The organism is Sediminibacillus halophilus, assembly GCF_900103695.1.
In the GTDB taxonomy this organism is placed as follows: Bacteria; Bacillota; Bacilli; order Bacillales; family Amphibacillaceae; genus Sediminibacillus; species Sediminibacillus halophilus.
Window position 1 is genome coordinate 223,070 of record NZ_FNHF01000005.1, and the last position, 16,448, is coordinate 239,517.

The window sequence follows — 16,448 nt, forward strand, 5'->3', positions numbered from 1 at the left end:
ACGAAACATAAAATATAATTGACAATCAGTCTAATTAGACTATTCTATTTTTCATCTACAATAATGGCACTCCTTAAGGGATAACTTAAATAGATATAGATAGCACTTATCAAGAAGGGGAAACATTTAAATACCAAAAGAAAGGTCGAAAAAAAATGAAATCATTTTTAATGCTAGGCCAGTCCAATATGGCTGGTCGGGGATTCATTCATGAGACAACGCCCATTTTTAATGAAAGAATCAGTATGCTGCGTAATGGAAGGTGGCAGATGATGACCGAACCGATCAATTACGACCGCCCTGTATCCGGCATCAGTCTGGCGGCTTCATTTGCAGAAGCCTGGTGCCAGCATAATCAAGAGGACACCATTGGCTTAATTCCGTGTGCTGAAGGAGGAAGCTCACTGGATGAATGGGCTGTAGAAGAAACTCTATTTAGACACGCAGTAAGCGAAGCTAAATTTGCCATGGAGACTAGTGAATTAACGGGCATTCTGTGGCATCAAGGAGAAAGTGATAGTACAAACGGTAACCATCAGGTTTATTATGATAAATTGCTTTCCATTGTCGAGATGCTTAGAAAAGAGCTGGATGCTCCGGAAATTCCTCTTATCATTGGTGGCTTAGGAGATTTTTTAGGGAAAGAGGGATTTGGAAAGCACTGTACGGAGTATCACCTTGTCAACGAAGAGCTGCAAAGATTTGCTTTTGAGCAAGCTAATTGTTACTTTGTCACAGCTTCCGGTTTAACTTCTAATCCTGATGGTATTCATCTTGATGCAGCCTCGCAAAGAAAATTTGGTCTGCGATATTTTGAAGCCTTTTCCAATAAGCAACATATCTTAAAACCATTAAATAATGAGGATGAATTGATCAATCATAAGCCTAAAGATTATACAAAAACGGAAAAGATTTATATAAAAAGTATGGATTTGGCACTGGGAAAAATATCTTATGAGGAATTCGAGTCCTCCTTAGCGCAAATCAACAATAGTTAACCCTATGATGATTTAAAGGTTTTTTAAAGAATTTAAAGGAGGAGTTTCTCTGATACCGTTACTAATCTTAGGTTTATTGAAGCAAAATCCGGGTTCATACGGATACGAATTGCTGGCCTTAATGAAAGAGAGACACTATCAATATGTAGTGAATTTCACAAAGGGGTCCTTCTACTACAATCTTCAACAGCTGGAAGAAAAACATTATATTGAAAAAGTCGATCAATTAGACAACACGCGAGAGAAACGCAATTACATCATCACGGAACTAGGGAATGAAGAATTTGATAGATTGATGGTCAAGTATGGATCAAAAACAGATTATATAAATTTATCATTTTATGCAGCCATGTTGTTTGCAGATGAGTATGATAGCAAAGAACTGGCAAAACTTCTTGAAATACAAATCGAACAAACGAAAAAGAAAATCTCCTTGATAGAGCAATCGCTAGACACTTTCGATGAAAAGAACCATTTCAAGAAGTTACTGGAGAATTCACGTTCCCATCATATCGTGAATGTTAAATGGTTTGAAGAACTATTAATGGATATAAAAAAATAAGGCAACCATAAAATAGTGCCTGGCATTCCTTGCATATGTCACATTCGACATACAAGAGTGCCAGGCACTTGCCGTCAGTCAGCTTTGTTAATCATTTTTCCTTCTTTATCAACATGCTTTCTTAGAATCACGTTCCTCGTTCAGTAAATAGATTTTTGCTTCTTTATATAAGCAGCAACAGTCTCATAAAATGTGTGTCCCTCATCCATTTTTACATATAAAGACTTGATCGTTTTCTTGAACCCGAATATCTGCCTGATTTCTACTGGTTCCTTTAGTTGGATCACATAAGGGATTTGTTCTTTTTCAAGACCGTGAAGTGCCAGCGAGACACTTCGACGATCCTGATCTACTTCCTTGACGGACTTTTCATTTTTACCTATCCCGCTTACTCTTTCCCATGACACAAAACCGTACTGCCGGATGCCTTTTTGAAAATGTATACCTGTTGAATCCAGCACCACAGGAGATAAACGGATCGCCTGGTAATCCGCAATGATGAACAATAACGTGTAAATATCAAGACCCGTGACTAGCCAGGCGGCAGTATGGCTGTACTGCGCAACCATAATATGCACCGCGATAATCTCCAGGACCATTGCGTGGACGAGCATCATGAAAACGCCCAGGTAACTGCCATCCTTATGAAACGTAAAAGAATGACCTTTTCCATGCTCCATAACGGGCGGGCTTTTTCTCCAGCTGAACAAACTATAATAGATCGCCGCAATATCAGTTGCTAAAATCCTTAAGGTGAACTGGAACTTATTCAATCTTTCATTTTTAAAGGAAAACGTGCGTTGGATAGCCGTCGAGAAACTTAACAAAAAGTGATAATGCTCTTGCTTCTCCTCGCTATAATTTGTGAAAAGCAACGGAAGCCGTTTTACAATAAAAGCAAATAGCATCAATTCCAAGACAATGACTCCAGCCTCCAACACTATCACCGATTGGTTAAAATAGGACAGGTATCCATCTGCTTCACCGGGAATCATCCAATTGGCCAGAAGCAGTCCCCAGAATATAAACGCGCACAACACCAGCCATGAAACCCGTTTCTTGAATCCAAAGAAATAAAGCACCAATGGTAAGATGATGACGAGATCAAGCGCTGTGCAAAGGCCGATCAGATCATCGACAGGACCAACAAGCTGTACTTGCATCACAAGATAATTCGGGAGAAGGATTAAAGATAAAAGCAACATAATACGTTTCCAGGCAATGCTCTCGAAAGAAAAAGGAGCCGGCATACAATCCCCTGCTTTCCGTGTTTTCTTTCATTATAATGGAAATAGAGGGACGATTACGTATTTTTATTGAAATAGCTCATAAAGCATAATGTTGGCTCTATCCCACATATCGATGATACAACGTCTTTGCTTCTGATATATCCTTTGTACCATGAACTAGCACCCGTCCATCCTGAAAGATGACAAGGCGGAAATCTCCAATTGAAAAAGAAAGCAAATAAGGATTTTTCGAAACCTTGCCGTCTTGTTTTGATAATCTCTCCGCCAGCTCTTGCAAGTTTCTGCTCCTCTGCTTTGCGGGACGAATTTGCACTGTATCCCGCCCGCACAAAACTGCTGTTTTTGCCTGATTTGAATACGACAGAAAAGGATAGGAAGGGGCTTGACCGCAAGATGGACAATCTTCCCTCTTCAGTTTATCGACTTGAATGGCCGTATGCTGATTTTTCCATAAATCAAAGGAGACAAGTTTTTTCCGCAACGATTGCTTGTCTTCAACTAATATCTTTAACGCTTCTGTCGTTTGATATGCGACCACCATTTGGACAGCAGGACTAATGATGCCTGCCGTATCGCAGGTTACCCCTCCCATTGGCACAGTCTCCAGCAGACAATGCAAACAAGGTGTCTCTCCCGGTAAAATCGTATAGCTAATTCCATAGCTTCCTACACATGCTCCACATATCCACGGAATGCGATATTTTTGAGCTATGTCGTTTATGATTAGGCGAATTTCAAAATTATCAGTGGCATCGATTATTAAATCCACCCTATCAATCAATTGCTCTATCTCCTCTACTGACACATCCAGCACCATGGCTTCAATTGTCACCGAAGAGTTAATCGATTGAAGACGTTTTTCTGCTGCCACAGCTTTTGGTAAGCGGTTTTCGGTGTCTTCTTCCGCATATAACTGCTGTCTCTGGAGATTGCTCCATTCTACGTAATCCCGATCAACAATTGTCAACTTTCCCACTCCTGCTCGAACCAGTGCTTCAGCGGCTCCGGTACCCAGAGCCCCTGCACCAATTATCAACACATGCTTTTTTCCAATCTTATCCTGTCCTTCTTCCCCGATTGGCGCGAACAATTCCTGGCGAGAATAACGCTCACTCAAGTACACTCAGTCCTTCCGTTGGACTGCTTGCTGTTGCGTAGCTTTTTTTCGGAATACGTCCTGCTTCATATCCCAATCTTCCAGCTTCAATCGCCATTTTCATTGCCTCTGCCATTTTCACGGGATCTCCGGCACTAGAAACAGCAGTGTTCAGCAGTACTCCATCCGCCCCCATTTCCATCGCGATCGCTGCATCTGAAGGTGTACCAATACCAGCATCAACGATTACAGGTACCGTTGATTGTTCAATAATAAAATGAAGATTCAACGGATTGACAATTCCTTGCCCGGACCCGATAGGGGAAGCCCCGGGCATAATCGCATGACAGCCTAATTCCTCTAACCGTTTCGCTAACAGAACATCATCCGACGTATACGGAAGTACAATAAAGCCTTCTTCTAACAACATTTCCGCTGCTTTTAACGTTTCTATCGGATCCGGCAAAAGTGTTTTTTGATCACCGATCACTTCTACTTTAATCATGTCACATAGACCAGAAGCTTTTGCTAGTTTCGCCGTACGAACGGCTTCCTCTGCTGTCTTGGCCCCTGCGGTATTTGGGAGCAGCGTATAATTTTCCACATCAATTTTTTCAAGAAAATTGGGCTGGCCAGCCTCAAATATATTCATTCTTCGTACGGAAAAAGTCAGGATATCTGCTTTTGAAACCTCTACCGCTTTCTTTTGCACATCAAAGTTTGGGTATTTACCTGTACCTAATAAAAGTCTTGATGAAAATTCGTAATCGCCTATTTTGAGCATCATCATCCGCCTCCTACAAAGTTTACAATTTCGATTTTGTCCCGGTCAGAGAGCCTCGTATCTGCATGAAAATCCTTTTCCAAAATATTCTGATTCAGTTCCACAATCGCTACTTTTTCGCCAAGGCCGAAATACTCCAACAATGAAGAAACGGTGGCAATGGTATCTGGGACCTCTACCTTGTCCCCATTGATAATTAATTCCATCCATACCCCTCCTTTTTAAAGCGTTCTTTCTAGATGGCGATCAATCCGAAAAGCACGTAAGTCCGCAGCCAACGGTTCTCGATCTACTAATCTAGCTATAAGTTCTCCTGTAATGGGCGAAAGCAAAATACCATTACGGAAATGCCCTGTTGCCACATACAATCCTTCGTACGCTGGATGCTCCCCTAAGTAGGGAAGTCCATCTGACGTTTGCGGCCGAATCCCAGCCCAGGCTTTTTCCCACTCTGCATGAACGATGTCGGGAACTAGTGTCTTTGCCTTTTCCATCAGATAAGAAATGCCATCCACCGTCACCGTTTGATCAAAAGTGTTTGGTTGGACTGTAGCCCCTACTAGAAGGCGACCGCCCTTTTTGGGCACCAGATAACAACTATGAGAAAAAATCGTTCCAGTCAGTAATGGTTGATGGGTGACCACGGAAAAGCACACCCCTTTTACAGGATAAGTGTTTAAGTGGATTTCCGAATCAGGCAATAGGGATTCACTCCATGCCCCTCCCGTCAGAATCACCTTGTCACTCTCGAAGCTCCCTCCACTTGTTCTTACTCCTGCTATTTTTCCATTGTCGAAAAGAAAAGCGGAAACTTCCGTAAACTCCCTTATTTCCACCCCCAGTACCGCAGCCGCTTTCAAGAACCCAAACGTCATATGAGGTGCTGCTACCTGCCCATCTTTTTCAATATACATCGCACCCCGGATTGCTGTAGATAAGGCAGGCTCTCTTCTTCTTACTTCTTCCCGACTTATCCATTCTGCTTGTTCACCAGCCTTGGTTTGGAGATTAATAACATGCTTGAAACGGTTTTCCTCCTCTTCTGTGAAAGCGACTTTGTACATTCCTTTATTGACTAATTCGATATCCACTCCGGTTAAATCTTTTATTTCCTTTGCAAGCACAGGAAACATCGACCTGCTTTTCTTTGCCAAATGGAATAACGGACCATCTTCCTCCAGTTCAGCCTGTGCCGCCAACATCCCTGCTGCCGCTCCAGAAGCTTTGCTTGCAAGACGGTCCTTTTCCAGCAAAAGAACTTTTTTTCCTCTTTTGGCCAGGTTATACGCAACCGAACCCCCATTGACCCCTCCGCCAATCACAATACAATCGTACTTATTAGGCATTACAAAGTCTCCTTTCCGATAAGCACTTCCTATCCATTCGTTGGATCGGACTGCTAGATAATAAGTTCGGAAACATATTCTTTCGCTTTTACCAGAGGCTGATTCGCCTCCAAAACACCTGACATCACAGCTACCCCTTTCGCACCAGCCTCCATCACCTCGTTAACATTGCCAGGTTTGATTCCTCCTATGGCAATTACCGGAATAGAGACAGACGATAAAATTGACCGTAATTGTTCCACTCCCCGCGGTGCTAATCCTGGTTTTGATTTTGTAGGAAAAACATGCCCGAAGAATGCATAGTCTGCACCTTGCTTTTGAGCCAACGTTGCTTCCTCAAGGGAGTGAACAGAACAACCAACACGCAAATCAGGGAAGCGTTCCTTCACTTCGTCGACCGGTAAGGAATGATACGCTAAGTGAACACCGCAAACCTTCATCACATGGGCAACATCTAATCGGTCATTTACGATGATTTTAGAAGCGGGGACTTGATTATCTAGTAATCGTTTAATCATTTGATAGATTTCCTTTGCCGTTTTATGCTTCTCCCGAATATGAATGGCTGTTATGTATGGATGTATGTCCCCTGCGATTTTGGCAAATTCTTCTGGCTGTTGATTTCCGGTTGAAACGATATGCAGTTCCCCATTCCTCACTGTCTCCCCCCCCTTCTTGCAGTCGTGATTGCGCCGTCTTTGGACGAATTGCAGCTGATTTGGCTCAGTTTTCTTCGATTCGCGGGACGCAAAAAAGGCCACCCGGATATAGGGGTGGCCTTTTAGTCAATATATTATAAACAGACATAATATAAAAGTTTCAATCCCACTTCCCTACGCTGGTATTTCCCAGATCAGGTTCAAAGGGTCCAGATTACTATCTGTCTCAGCCTTATATGGCACCCCTAGTGTAAATATATGTGATTTTAATTTAGTATAACATAGCACTTTTTTTAAGACTAGGATATATGTGTAAATTCAGGAAAAATCTCTATCGGATGAAACAAACCACTTACCACTGATCGCATAGCCCTCTTTTTATTTAATAGCCGACAGTTACATAGAATATGCGTCCCATATCCAACTTCACATCAAGGGCTAACTTTAATATTTGCTTGATTTCATCTAGTTTACTTAGTTAGTCACTCTTCGCATATGCGTGAAGTGCCACCGAGATATCATAGCAGTTCCCTTGAAAGAACCATCAAATATATAGAAACCAATAAGGCTTTGAGGAAGCCTTATTGGTTTCTATTTCTCAAGCACACTTACAATTCTCTTAATTTATTCAAGATCATTCGCTGCTCGACGGATGCAACCAATCTCCTTGTGCCGGCCACCGTATCAGGGTTCACGCTTACACTGTCAATTCCCTCATGAATAAGGAATTCTGTGAATTCGGGATACAAGGATGGCCCTTGCCCACAGATCGAGACGCTCTTATTATGTTTATGGGCACCTTGTATTAGCATTTTGATCGCTTTTTTCACAGCCGGGTTTCGTTCATCAAAGTAACCCATGGTGTTCAGAATACCCGAATCCCGGTCGGAACCAAGCACTAACTGGGTCAAATCATTACTTCCAATACTAAATCCGTCAACCATTTCAGCAAATTCTTCCGCCTCGAATATGACAGACGGCACTTCGGCCATAATCCAAATTTTGAACTGCTGATCTTGTTTGAGGCCTTCCTCAGCCATGATCTCTTTCACTCTCTTGACTTCCCAAGTAGTCCGGACAAAAGGGAGCATCGTCCATACATTAACCAGTCCATACTCTTCCCGGACTTTTTTTATGGCGCGGCATTCCAGACGGAAACCTTCCTCGTATTCAGGGGATATATAACGGGAAACTCCTCTCCACCCGATCATCGGGTTAGCCTCGATTGGTTCCACTTCTTCCCCGCCTTTTAAGCCTCTAAATTCATTCGAACGGAAGTCGCTCAATCTTACGACGACAGGCTTAGGGTAAACGTCTTGCGCTACCTTTGTGATGCCCTCGGCCATTTTATCGATAAATTGCTTTTCTTCGCCATTTCGCAATAGATACATAGGATGAGCGCCTACAAGATGAGTGAAAATGAATTCGGTGCGCATCAGTCCTATTCCATCGAACGGCAAGTCTTTGTATTTGGTAATTAAATCCGGCTCCCCAAGGTTCATGTAAACCTTCGTCCCTGAAATCGGGGCTAGTTGATGTAGATGCATTTGGTCTATTCCAGGTGGAGTCTGATTTATTTCTTTATTTATTTCGGCTGGTTCCTCTAAAATGCCTTGATAGACTACGCCTCGTGTGGCATCCACGGTGACTTCCATTCCTTCCTTCAACACTTCGGTTGCATTGTTGGAACCGACAATACAGGGGATGCCGAACTCTCTGGAAACAATGGCAGCGTGGCATGTCCGGCCACCTTCATTGGTAACAACAGCTGCAGCTTTTTTCATGGCCGGCATCATATCCGGATTGGTCATGATCGTAACAAGGATATCCCCTTCCTCCACTTTCGAAATCTCGGTGATATCTTTGATTTTTCTTACCTTCCCACTTCCTGTTCCAGGGGATGCAGCAAGTCCCCGCAAAAGCGCCAATCGTTTTATTTCCACCTGTTCCACCACATCTGTTTCCTCCTTTTTTAGCGTGGTAATCGGCCTGGCTTGTAAAATGTATAAGTCATTCGTATCGCCATCAATTGCCCATTCAATATCCTGCGGTGATTGATACATTTTTTCGATACGAAGCGCATTCGCAGAAAGTTGGCAGATTTCCGTTGCTGTCAGGCATTGTTGCGTTACCAGGTCTTCCCCCAAAAATTCTTTGACGGCGACTTTTGACGTTCCGACTGCTTTCTCGTTTTTGACGACAAGGAAGTTTTTCGTCGCGATATGCTTTTCAACGACCCTATTATTCTTTTTATCAACAATGTATTCATCAGGGGAGACCATTCCGGAGACGACGGATTCACCAAGCCCCCAGCTGGCATTAATCATCATTTGATTGTGGTTCTCTGTGACAGGGTTGGCTGTAAATAACACGCCCGCTTTTTTACTGTTCACCATTTTCTGGACGACAGCGCAAAGTGATACATCAAAGTGGCTGAAATGCTGTTTTTCACGATAATAGATGGCGCGTGCAGTCCAAAGAGAGGCCCAACACTTTTTAACGTGCCGGATCACTTCTGAAATCCCTTTTATCTCCAGGTATGTGTCCTGTTGTCCAGCAAAGGAGGCTTCAGGTAAGTCCTCCGCTGTTGCGGAGCTTCTAACCGCTACAAATAAGTCATCCTGTTGAAGGCTATGTTGAAATGTTGCATATGCTTCACGAATTTCTGCTTCGATCGATTTCAAAATATCGGTTTGAAGGATCAATTCCCGGATCAAAGCACTTGTGCTTTGGAGCTGGGCATTATTCTCCATGTCCAGCTGCTTTACCTCTTCGAGTATTTGTTTATCCAAGTTACGCTCCTTAATAAAATCGCTATACGCCTGTGCAGTAACACAAAAACCGGGAGGAACCCTGATCCCTCCATTGGTAAGCTCGCCTAAGTTAGCCCCTTTTCCACCAACAAGCGGAATATCTTCTTTCCGGATCTCCTCGAACCAGCGAATGTACCGCTTCTCTGCCATACACATCTCCTCCAGCTTAGATTTAAAATTAGTATATCATTTTTATTTTATTATGTCATACTATTTATGTTTTTTAGTTTAAATATGTTTTACTCAAACAAAAAAGACCATTTCTGGTCTTTTAAAGCGGTCCTTATTTCTCCCAAATTAATGTGGAACGTTTTAAAATTGCTTCCCAAGAATCTTTTCCAGAAGTGATTTTTTTCGTGTCAAATTCCCCATAATACACAGCATCAATTTTTCCACTTTCCGCAAGGTTAAAGGTATATTCTTTTTCATTAAGGCCTTTTTCGTTATTCACCAGGTTTCTGGAAGGGGAATCGGCAATGGTTTTTGTATAATAAATAAAGCTTACATTCTTTGTCTCTCCATTAATTTCAAGTTGCATAGGGTGCGTTTCGTTAACACTCGCATAGCTTTCACCAAAGTAACGGGAAGCCAACTGATTCTCATTTTTGGCTTCTATATTAATTAAGTCTTCCGAATAGGGAATAACCGTTTCATAATAAAAAACATACAAAAAGGCTCCTATTAAAATCGTTGTGGTTACAAAGATGGATACAATGGAAGTCATCACTTTCTTCTTACGCCACTTTTTACGGATCGTTCTAAACAGAGAGTCTTTATTTTCTTCAGGAATATACAAGTTATGTTTCATTGTTTCATATTCTTTTTTACATTCCTCACAGTGCTGTAAATGCTCGTCAACCATTTCTCTTGTATCTTGACTAACTACCTCATCAATATAAAGAGGTAAAATATCTTGAATAATTGTGCACTTAATCTCTTTCATATTCCAACTCCTCCATATATGCGATAATTTGTTTCCTCGCTCTGTAAAAAGTCACTCGTGCCCATCCTGCACTTTTTCCAAAAAGACTTCCTATTTTCTCAAAAGGCAATTCACCAAAAGTACGAAGTGAAAAGACCTCTTTATATGGCTCATTCATGGAATGAAGAAACTGGTGAACCATGAAGGCATCTTCCTCATTCATCAAATGCTTGACAAGTTGGACTCCCGTGCTTGGCTCTTCATTGACCTCTAAAGTTACAGTTCTTTTCTTTCTTTTGTAATGAGAGAAATATGTATTTTTTGCAATAGTATAAAGCCACGCTCGAATATCTTTGGAGCCATCGAATTTATCAATTGCTTTTAATGCCTTAAAAAAAACTTCTTGCGTCATATCCTCTGCTATCGTCTCATCGTGACTTAGCGATTTAATATACAAATAGATCTCTTTAAAATATTCTCGATAGATCTCCTCAAAGTCCATCTCTTTCCCCCTTTCTCTTATATAACTCCAGAACTTTTATTTCGTTACAAGCATTTTGGCTTATTTTCATTTTGAGCAATAAAGTCGTTTCTTCCAGATCAAGCAACTCAAATTCTTCGTGGAACAAGTTAATTAGCAAAAAAGACTTGAACTTTAGCATACTAAAAAAGCGTGTGAGCCGTTGAACTCTTTCAGGGAATCAATCAAGCCGGTATTAGCGGATCCTTGCAAGGAGTTTCAAATCGTTTTTCGACCTTACCACTGAGTGGGAGAGGATAATGTGAAGATGGATCAACTTCCGCTTGTAAAAATAACTTTGCCATAAAATAAGTGTGTGAGAATGCAAAAGAGGAAATACAGAAGGTTGTCAGACAAGAGGAATATACAGAACTTGCCCCTTTGAAGGTTGGAGAGGAGCAAGTCTTACTCTGTCCACTTAATATAGGACAAAACAACATAGGATATCAATTGAATCAACTGGTCAGTGTTTATTGGAGGTGCGGATTTCAAGCCCTTCGTATCCGTAAGCGCGATACCCTCGCCTCCACTTCGCAAGGTTCGATTTACTTCTTAATCGCCATTCTAACATTGATGCACCTTCATTGATCTCTCTTGTATTATGGCAAACTTCTCTAGGGCTGTATATTCCATTTAACCATAAAAAATGCTCCCCCCTGCGTAACAGGTTTTATTATTTCACCTGTCTACCCTAGGGGGAGCATATCTCTTTTGGAATAGCCCTTTCTCTGCGTTACCACCTAAGCAATTACAACTCTTAGACACCATCCAACAACAATGCCTCTTTGTATCGGCTTGCCTATCTACTATTTTCCGAAAGCAAGCTTTAGACATCCACTGCCTTACAACAACCGGCAGTTCTCTGAACGACGTCCGGATCTGCTTGTCCTCATCGTCGCATTTTAACCTAATATGTGTTGAAGCTCCAGATTATCTGGACTGTAATCCTGTCAAAAAAGCGGCGGTTCCAGGCGATCCTTTTTCTGAAAGTCAATCATCCAACCTGGATATTCAGGAGGTAGTTTACTGACTTCGTCAAGTTGGCGAATTTCATCACCCGTTAGTTCTAAGTTTGCAGCCTCCAGATTTTCTTCTAACTGTTCCAATCGTTTCGCTCCAACAAGAACGGACGTTACAAATGGCCTTGTCATCAGCCAAGCGAGAGCTATACTTGCTATATTTGTCCCATGTGCTTCAGCGATCGGTTTTAACGTATCAATGATATTCCAAGCCCGCTCTTTATCTACAATTGGGAAATCAGCCTCACTGCGGCGCGAGTCCTCTGCTTTTTGATTGTGTCTATCATAACGCCCTGACAGCAGTCCGCCAGCAAGCGGCCCCCACACCAGAAGCCCCATCTTTTTTGCTTCCATCAAAGGGGCCAGCTCTCGCTCAACATCGCGGCTGGCAAGAGAATAATACCCCTGAACCGTCTCAAAGCGAGCTAGATTTTTGCGTTCCGAGATACCAAGAGCATCAGCAATTTTCCAAGCATGCCAGTTCGACACGCCAATATATCGTACCTTCCCCTGTGTTACCAGATCATTTAAAGCACCTAGCGTTTCTTCTACAGGTGTCAAGAAATCATCAGCGTGAATTTGATACAAATCAATATAATCCGTCTTCAGTCTCTTTAAACTCGCTTCCACGGCATTAATTATATGTCCTCTTGAAGCTCCGACATCGTTACGCCCCGTACCTGTTCGTCCAGCGGCTTTGCTGGCAATTACAATTTCCTCCCGTGGAATACCAAGATTGCGGAAGGATTGACCCAGAATAATTTCACTTTCACCTTCCGCATAAACATCAGCAGTATCAAAGAAATTAATTCCAGTATCAACACTCTTTTTTATCATCTTGTCAGCTTCTTCCTGCCCGACTGAACCGAGAACTTTATAGCCATCCTTTCCACTCGTGAACGTCATTGTGCCTAACGCAAGTTGTGAAACTAAAAGTCCTGTATTACCAAGCTGCTTATACTTCATTTTGTATATCCTCCTTAATACTGCGTATTCTAAAGCATGACAATAATACTTGCTTAGCAACCAGCATGTATCTGTCCGCTACATCCGTTATTATGTGCCTTTTTCTTTTATATAGATAGTTCAATTGTATTGAATGTCTGCCTAATCATCCAAAAGGAGTTGTTTTCTTATGTCCTATGTGGTCTAATGCATATTAAGAAAACCCTTTTTTTATTAGAGGTGATTAATTCCATGGAAAACAATCAGGAAAATGTTCAGGAAGTCCTGAACCGAATATTAAACTTAATATTAAAATTGTCTTTACGTACAAACATATATCAGACAGAGATTTCCTTCCTTCAAATCTTGACTGAAAAAAGTCCAACGGTTGGATCAAAAGGTCCATTAAAACCGTCTCTCTGCCTTATTGTTCAAGGGAAAACGCACATGCAGGTTGGAGAAAATATTATTGAATACAAACCGGGGAATTTTCTTGCAACAAGTGTAAATATGCCGGTTACAGGCCAGGTGCTAGAGGCTTCAGCTGCTGCTCCATATGTGGCCGTTCGGATTGAATTGCCACCTGGAGAAGTCGCCGCTGTCGCAACTGAAGCCGACCTAAAGTTTCGACCAAATTCTAAACAGTATCATGGCATTTTTGTTGGCAAAACAACAATTGAGATATTGGAAGGTTTCGAAAAATTGCTTAAACTTTCACAAAATCCCAAAGCCGCAAAGTACCTTGCACCATCGGTAAAAAGAGAAATTATCTACTGGCTGTTAACCGGAGAAGAAGCTACCGATTTTTACTTCAGCATGTTATGGCATCAGGAGGCTTCCCAGATAAGCAGGGTGGTCGACTGGGTTACACAAAACTTTAATAGTACCATTAACATTAAAGAGCTGGCTAGACTTGGGAATATGAGCGTTTCCAGTCTTCATTACAAATTTAAAGAAGTGACCGGCAAAACACCTTTGCAATATCAAAAACAACTTCGTCTTCAAGAGGCGCGAAGACTTCTACTTGACGGTGCAAATGTAACCGAAACGGCACTGCAAATGGGATATCAGAGTGCGACTCAATTTAGCCGTGAGTATAAGAGGTTGTTTGGGCTCTCACCAGTGCAATATCTCCGATCCCGTAATGATGCCCATTCAAGTCAGACATAATGTATATATGATTACGTTTGAAATGTGAGCCAAATGAATGATAGGGCTGTCCCAACAGTTGTATGTTCCCCATTCGGTAGACAGGTGAATAGCAAGCCTGTTACCGTGAGGGGAACTTTTTCAGCTCTTATCGGCATTCTAGCTTGAAATCAACCTGGTCGTGTGAATCGTAAAGCTTTGTTTTCCTAAATTACGTTAGGAAGGCGGGGTTTTTTACTTGTCTAAAACGGAGTCAATTTATTTCAAACTATGGAAAGAAAGTCAACGTGATCGCAAAGTACCACAAACCACAAGTTTGCTCGTATGTGTTTTAAAAATAGAACATAACGTCTTTGAGTTGCAGCGAATAATTTCACGGTTCTTTAAACGCAAAAAAGGACGATCTAGTCGTTAAACTAAACCGTCCTCATGCGTTTAATTCGATACCGGTGGTCGGGGTCGAACCGACACTCCCGAAGGAACACGATTTTGAGTCGTGCGCGTCTGCCAATTCCGCCACACCGGCACGTTATTCATATGGAGGCGGCAACCGGATTTGAACCGGTGATAAAGGTTTTGCAGACCTCTGCCTTACCACTTGGCTATGCCGCCTTAAAATGGAGCGGAAGACGGGATTCGAACCCGCGACCCCCACCTTGGCAAGGTGGTGTTCTACCACTGAACTACTTCCGCATTTTTGGCTGGGCTAGCTGGATTCGAACCAGCGAATCACGGGATCAAAACCCGATGCCTTACCGCTTGGCTATAGCCCAACTATACCACACACTGGAAAATGGGGCGACCGGTGGGAATCGAACCCACGAGTGCCGGAGCCACAATCCGGTGCGTTAACCACTTCGCCACGACCGCCAACATATTAATAATGGCAGGGGTAGTAGGAATCGAACCCACACCGGAGGTTTTGGAGACCTCTGTTCTACCGTTAAACTATACCCCTATGTAATGGTGGAGGGAGTAGGACTCGAACCTACGAACCCGATGGGAGCGGATTTACAGTCCGCCGCGTTTGGCCAACTTCGCTATCCCTCCATAAGAAAAGGTGGCTCGGGACGGAATCGAACCGCCGACACACGGATTTTCAGTCCGTTGCTCTACCGACTGAGCTACCGAGCCAATAAATGATATGAAACTATGTAAGTGGCGGTCCGGACGGGACTCGAACCCGCGACCTCCTGCGTGACAGGCAGGCATTCTAACCAACTGAACTACCGGACCATATTAAGGAATGATTGGATTGCACCCTGTCGGGCACCTGTATCTCTCACTAGCCAAGGGATAACTCAGCGTAGTAAGTGAAATGAATTGGTTGCACTCTTTCAAGCACTATTATCATTTTCTAACGAAGAAGGATAATCGACGTTGCAAGAAAATAATTGGTTGCGGGAGCAGGATTTGAACCTGCGACCTTCGGGTTATGAGCCCGACGAGCTACCAGACTGCTCCATCCCGCGATAATGTAGGAGATGTATTCCTATCAGATTCTCTAATGGTGGAGGATGCAGGGCTCGAACCTGCGACCCCCTGCTTGTAAGGCAGGTGCTCTCCCAGCTGAGCTAATCCTCCAATTAAGTGGTGACCCGTACGGGATTCGAACCCGTGTTACCGCCGTGAAAGGGCGGTGTCTTAACCACTTGACCAACGGGCCATTTAAGAAATGGCGGAGAGCGAGGGATTCGAACCCTCGAGACCGCGGTAGCGGTCTACACGATTTCCAATCGTGCTCCTTCGGCCACTCGGACAGCTCTCCATGGCTCCACCGGTAGGATTCGAACCTACGACCGATCGGTTAACAGCCGATTGCTCTACCACTGAGCTACGGTGGAACGGATATGCCTGGCGGCGTCCTACTCTCGCAGGGGCAAAGCCCCAACTACCATGGGCGCTGGAGAGCTTAACTTCTGTGTTCGGCATGGGAACAGGTGTGACCTCTCCGCTATTGCCACCAGACTCATTTTAGCGTACATCCAAGTGTACTTTTTTGTGACAACAACTATTATAGCTGTTTTTCACAAAAAATCAAGGGTAAATTCGAAAAATCTTTTACACCTTCAAAACTAGATAAGAAGGAAGACATCAACGAACTTCACACGTGATAGTACTATAATCCAGCTCTGCGGGCTAGATGCTCGCGTCATAAGTCATTCCCCTACAAGCCCCATAAGGCAGGGCTTTTCGGTGACTGGCTTATGCGTGTCGCATCTGACCAAGCCCGCGACGCTTTTTGATTTAAGTTAAGTCCTCGATCGATTAGTATCCGTCAGCTGCACGTGTCACCACGCTTCCACCTCGGACCTATCAACCTCATCGTCTCTGAGGGATCTTACTCATTTAAAATGATGGGAAGTCTCATCTAGAGGTGGGCTT

The 16,448-nt window shown here is 43.0% G+C and carries 13 protein-coding genes, 14 tRNA genes, 2 rRNA genes and 1 riboswitch; of the genes, 3 read left to right on the forward strand and 26 right to left on the reverse strand.

The window, feature by feature from the left end; genetic code table 11:
- Nucleotides 1-155: 155 nt before the first annotated feature.
- Together BLR82_RS16450 and BLR82_RS16455 are read left to right on the forward strand one after the other, a co-directional pair.
- The gene (locus BLR82_RS16450) at nt 156-998 is read left to right on the forward strand and encodes a sialate O-acetylesterase (RefSeq protein ID WP_074600556.1); all 843 of its coding nucleotides are present in this window, start codon (nt 156-158) and stop codon (nt 996-998) included.
- 49 nt (nt 999-1,047) lie between these two features.
- A complete protein-coding gene (locus tag BLR82_RS16455; protein WP_074600557.1) occupies nt 1,048-1,560 on the forward strand; it encodes a PadR family transcriptional regulator in 513 nt (170 codons plus the stop codon).
- Between the two features lie 140 nt (nt 1,561-1,700).
- On the opposite strand, the gene BLR82_RS16460 is transcribed toward BLR82_RS16455, so the two are convergent.
- The 10 genes from BLR82_RS16460 to BLR82_RS16505 all read right to left on the reverse strand — a co-directional run bounded on the left by BLR82_RS16460 (nt 1,701) and on the right by BLR82_RS16505 (nt 12,935).
- Nucleotides 1,701-2,810: a hypothetical protein gene (locus BLR82_RS16460; RefSeq protein ID WP_074600558.1), complete on the reverse strand. Its 1,110-nt coding sequence runs from the start codon at nt 2,808-2,810 to the stop codon at nt 1,701-1,703.
- Nucleotides 2,811-2,907: 97 nt separating this feature from the next.
- On the reverse strand, nt 2,908-3,927 hold the full coding sequence (locus BLR82_RS16465) for a thiazole biosynthesis adenylyltransferase ThiF (RefSeq protein ID WP_074600586.1): 1,020 nt from the start codon (nt 3,925-3,927) through the stop codon (nt 2,908-2,910).
- A complete protein-coding gene (locus BLR82_RS16470) occupies nt 3,920-4,690 on the reverse strand; it encodes a thiazole synthase (RefSeq protein WP_074600587.1) in 771 nt (256 codons plus the stop codon). Before BLR82_RS16470 ends, BLR82_RS16465 begins: the two co-directional genes overlap by 8 nt.
- 2 nt (nt 4,691-4,692) lie before the next feature.
- Entirely contained in the window at nt 4,693-4,896 is a 204-nt protein-coding gene (thiS, locus tag BLR82_RS16475) for a sulfur carrier protein ThiS (protein ID WP_074600559.1), read from the reverse strand.
- Between the two features lie 15 nt (nt 4,897-4,911).
- Nucleotides 4,912-6,036 carry a glycine oxidase ThiO gene (gene thiO, locus BLR82_RS16480; RefSeq protein WP_074600560.1) on the reverse strand — a complete coding sequence of 375 codons (1,125 nt, stop codon included), beginning with the start codon at nt 6,034-6,036 and terminating at the stop codon, nt 4,912-4,914.
- 53 nt (nt 6,037-6,089) lie between these two features.
- Nucleotides 6,090-6,695 carry a thiazole tautomerase TenI gene (gene tenI / locus BLR82_RS16485; RefSeq protein ID WP_074600561.1) on the reverse strand — a complete coding sequence of 202 codons (606 nt, stop codon included), beginning with the start codon at nt 6,693-6,695 and terminating at the stop codon, nt 6,090-6,092.
- Nucleotides 6,696-6,849: 154 nt separating this feature from the next.
- A riboswitch (TPP riboswitch) is annotated at nt 6,850-6,952 on the reverse strand.
- A 351-nt stretch (nt 6,953-7,303) separates the two neighbouring features.
- On the reverse strand, nt 7,304-9,658 hold the full coding sequence (gene ppsA / locus BLR82_RS16490; protein ID WP_074600562.1) for a phosphoenolpyruvate synthase: 2,355 nt from the start codon (nt 9,656-9,658) through the stop codon (nt 7,304-7,306).
- A gap of 133 nt (nt 9,659-9,791) precedes the next feature.
- On the reverse strand, nt 9,792-10,451 hold the full coding sequence (locus tag BLR82_RS16495) for a zf-HC2 domain-containing protein (protein WP_074600563.1): 660 nt from the start codon (nt 10,449-10,451) through the stop codon (nt 9,792-9,794).
- Complete coding sequence (locus BLR82_RS16500; RefSeq protein WP_074600564.1) at nt 10,438-10,932, reverse strand: RNA polymerase sigma factor; 495 nt, start codon at nt 10,930-10,932, stop codon at nt 10,438-10,440. The genes BLR82_RS16495 and BLR82_RS16500 overlap by 14 nt, the downstream gene beginning before the upstream one ends.
- A 968-nt stretch (nt 10,933-11,900) precedes the next feature.
- Nucleotides 11,901-12,935 carry an aldo/keto reductase gene (locus BLR82_RS16505; RefSeq protein ID WP_074600565.1) on the reverse strand — a complete coding sequence of 345 codons (1,035 nt, stop codon included), beginning with the start codon at nt 12,933-12,935 and terminating at the stop codon, nt 11,901-11,903.
- A 231-nt stretch (nt 12,936-13,166) separates the two neighbouring features.
- Between BLR82_RS16505 and BLR82_RS16510 the strand changes: the two genes are divergently transcribed.
- Nucleotides 13,167-14,084, forward strand: coding sequence for an AraC family transcriptional regulator (locus BLR82_RS16510; protein WP_074600588.1), 918 nt, complete (start codon nt 13,167-13,169; stop codon nt 14,082-14,084).
- A gap of 423 nt (nt 14,085-14,507) precedes the next feature.
- Here the strand turns inward: BLR82_RS16510 and BLR82_RS16515 are convergent.
- The 16 genes from BLR82_RS16515 to BLR82_RS16590 form a co-directional block, all read right to left on the reverse strand.
- Nucleotides 14,508-14,589 (reverse strand) — tRNA-Leu (locus tag BLR82_RS16515).
- 12 nt (nt 14,590-14,601) lie between these two features.
- Nucleotides 14,602-14,675 (reverse strand) — tRNA-Cys (locus tag BLR82_RS16520).
- Between the two features lie 6 nt (nt 14,676-14,681).
- Nucleotides 14,682-14,756 (reverse strand) — tRNA-Gly (locus BLR82_RS16525).
- 5 nt (nt 14,757-14,761) lie between these two features.
- Nucleotides 14,762-14,836: transfer RNA gene (locus tag BLR82_RS16530), tRNA-Gln, on the reverse strand.
- Nucleotides 14,837-14,857: 21 nt separating this feature from the next.
- Nucleotides 14,858-14,933, reverse strand: a tRNA-His gene (locus tag BLR82_RS16535).
- Between the two features lie 14 nt (nt 14,934-14,947).
- A tRNA-Trp gene (locus BLR82_RS16540) sits at nt 14,948-15,021 on the reverse strand.
- Nucleotides 15,022-15,027: 6 nt separating this feature from the next.
- Nucleotides 15,028-15,113: transfer RNA gene (locus BLR82_RS16545), tRNA-Tyr, on the reverse strand.
- An 11-nt stretch (nt 15,114-15,124) separates the two neighbouring features.
- Nucleotides 15,125-15,197, reverse strand: a tRNA-Phe gene (locus BLR82_RS16550).
- 25 nt (nt 15,198-15,222) lie between these two features.
- A tRNA-Asp gene (locus BLR82_RS16555) sits at nt 15,223-15,299 on the reverse strand.
- 159 nt (nt 15,300-15,458) lie between these two features.
- Nucleotides 15,459-15,535, reverse strand: a tRNA-Met gene (locus BLR82_RS16560).
- A gap of 36 nt (nt 15,536-15,571) precedes the next feature.
- Nucleotides 15,572-15,647: transfer RNA gene (locus tag BLR82_RS16565), tRNA-Val, on the reverse strand.
- A 7-nt stretch (nt 15,648-15,654) separates the two neighbouring features.
- Nucleotides 15,655-15,729: transfer RNA gene (locus BLR82_RS16570), tRNA-Glu, on the reverse strand.
- Between the two features lie 10 nt (nt 15,730-15,739).
- Nucleotides 15,740-15,831, reverse strand: a tRNA-Ser gene (locus tag BLR82_RS16575).
- 1 nt (nt 15,832) lies between these two features.
- Nucleotides 15,833-15,907: transfer RNA gene (locus BLR82_RS16580), tRNA-Asn, on the reverse strand.
- Between the two features lie 8 nt (nt 15,908-15,915).
- Nucleotides 15,916-16,031, reverse strand: a 5S ribosomal RNA gene (gene rrf, locus BLR82_RS16585).
- A 280-nt stretch (nt 16,032-16,311) separates the two neighbouring features.
- Nucleotides 16,312-16,448: ribosomal RNA gene (locus BLR82_RS16590) — 23S ribosomal RNA — on the reverse strand; the annotation flags it as partial.

Bases quoted from the DNA above. Each gene is read 5' to 3' on its own strand.
- BLR82_RS16495 (WP_074600563.1), bottom strand. From the start codon at position 10,451: ATGAAAGAGATTAAGTGCACAATTATTCAAGATATTTTACCTCTTTAT.
- BLR82_RS16500 (WP_074600564.1), bottom strand. From the start codon at position 10,932: ATGGACTTTGAGGAGATCTATCGAGAATATTTTAAAGAGATCTATTTG.
- BLR82_RS16450 (WP_074600556.1), top strand. From the start codon at position 156: ATGAAATCATTTTTAATGCTAGGCCAGTCCAATATGGCTGGTCGGGGA.
- BLR82_RS16505 (WP_074600565.1), bottom strand. From the start codon at position 12,935: ATGAAGTATAAGCAGCTTGGTAATACAGGACTTTTAGTTTCACAACTT.
- BLR82_RS16460 (WP_074600558.1), bottom strand. From the start codon at position 2,810: ATGCCGGCTCCTTTTTCTTTCGAGAGCATTGCCTGGAAACGTATTATG.
- thiO (WP_074600560.1), bottom strand. From the start codon at position 6,036: ATGCCTAATAAGTACGATTGTATTGTGATTGGCGGAGGGGTCAATGGG.
- thiS (WP_074600559.1), bottom strand. From the start codon at position 4,896: ATGGAATTAATTATCAATGGGGACAAGGTAGAGGTCCCAGATACCATT.
- BLR82_RS16510 (WP_074600588.1), top strand. From the start codon at position 13,167: ATGGAAAACAATCAGGAAAATGTTCAGGAAGTCCTGAACCGAATATTA.
- ppsA (WP_074600562.1), bottom strand. From the start codon at position 9,658: ATGGCAGAGAAGCGGTACATTCGCTGGTTCGAGGAGATCCGGAAAGAA.
- BLR82_RS16470 (WP_074600587.1), bottom strand. From the start codon at position 4,690: ATGCTCAAAATAGGCGATTACGAATTTTCATCAAGACTTTTATTAGGT.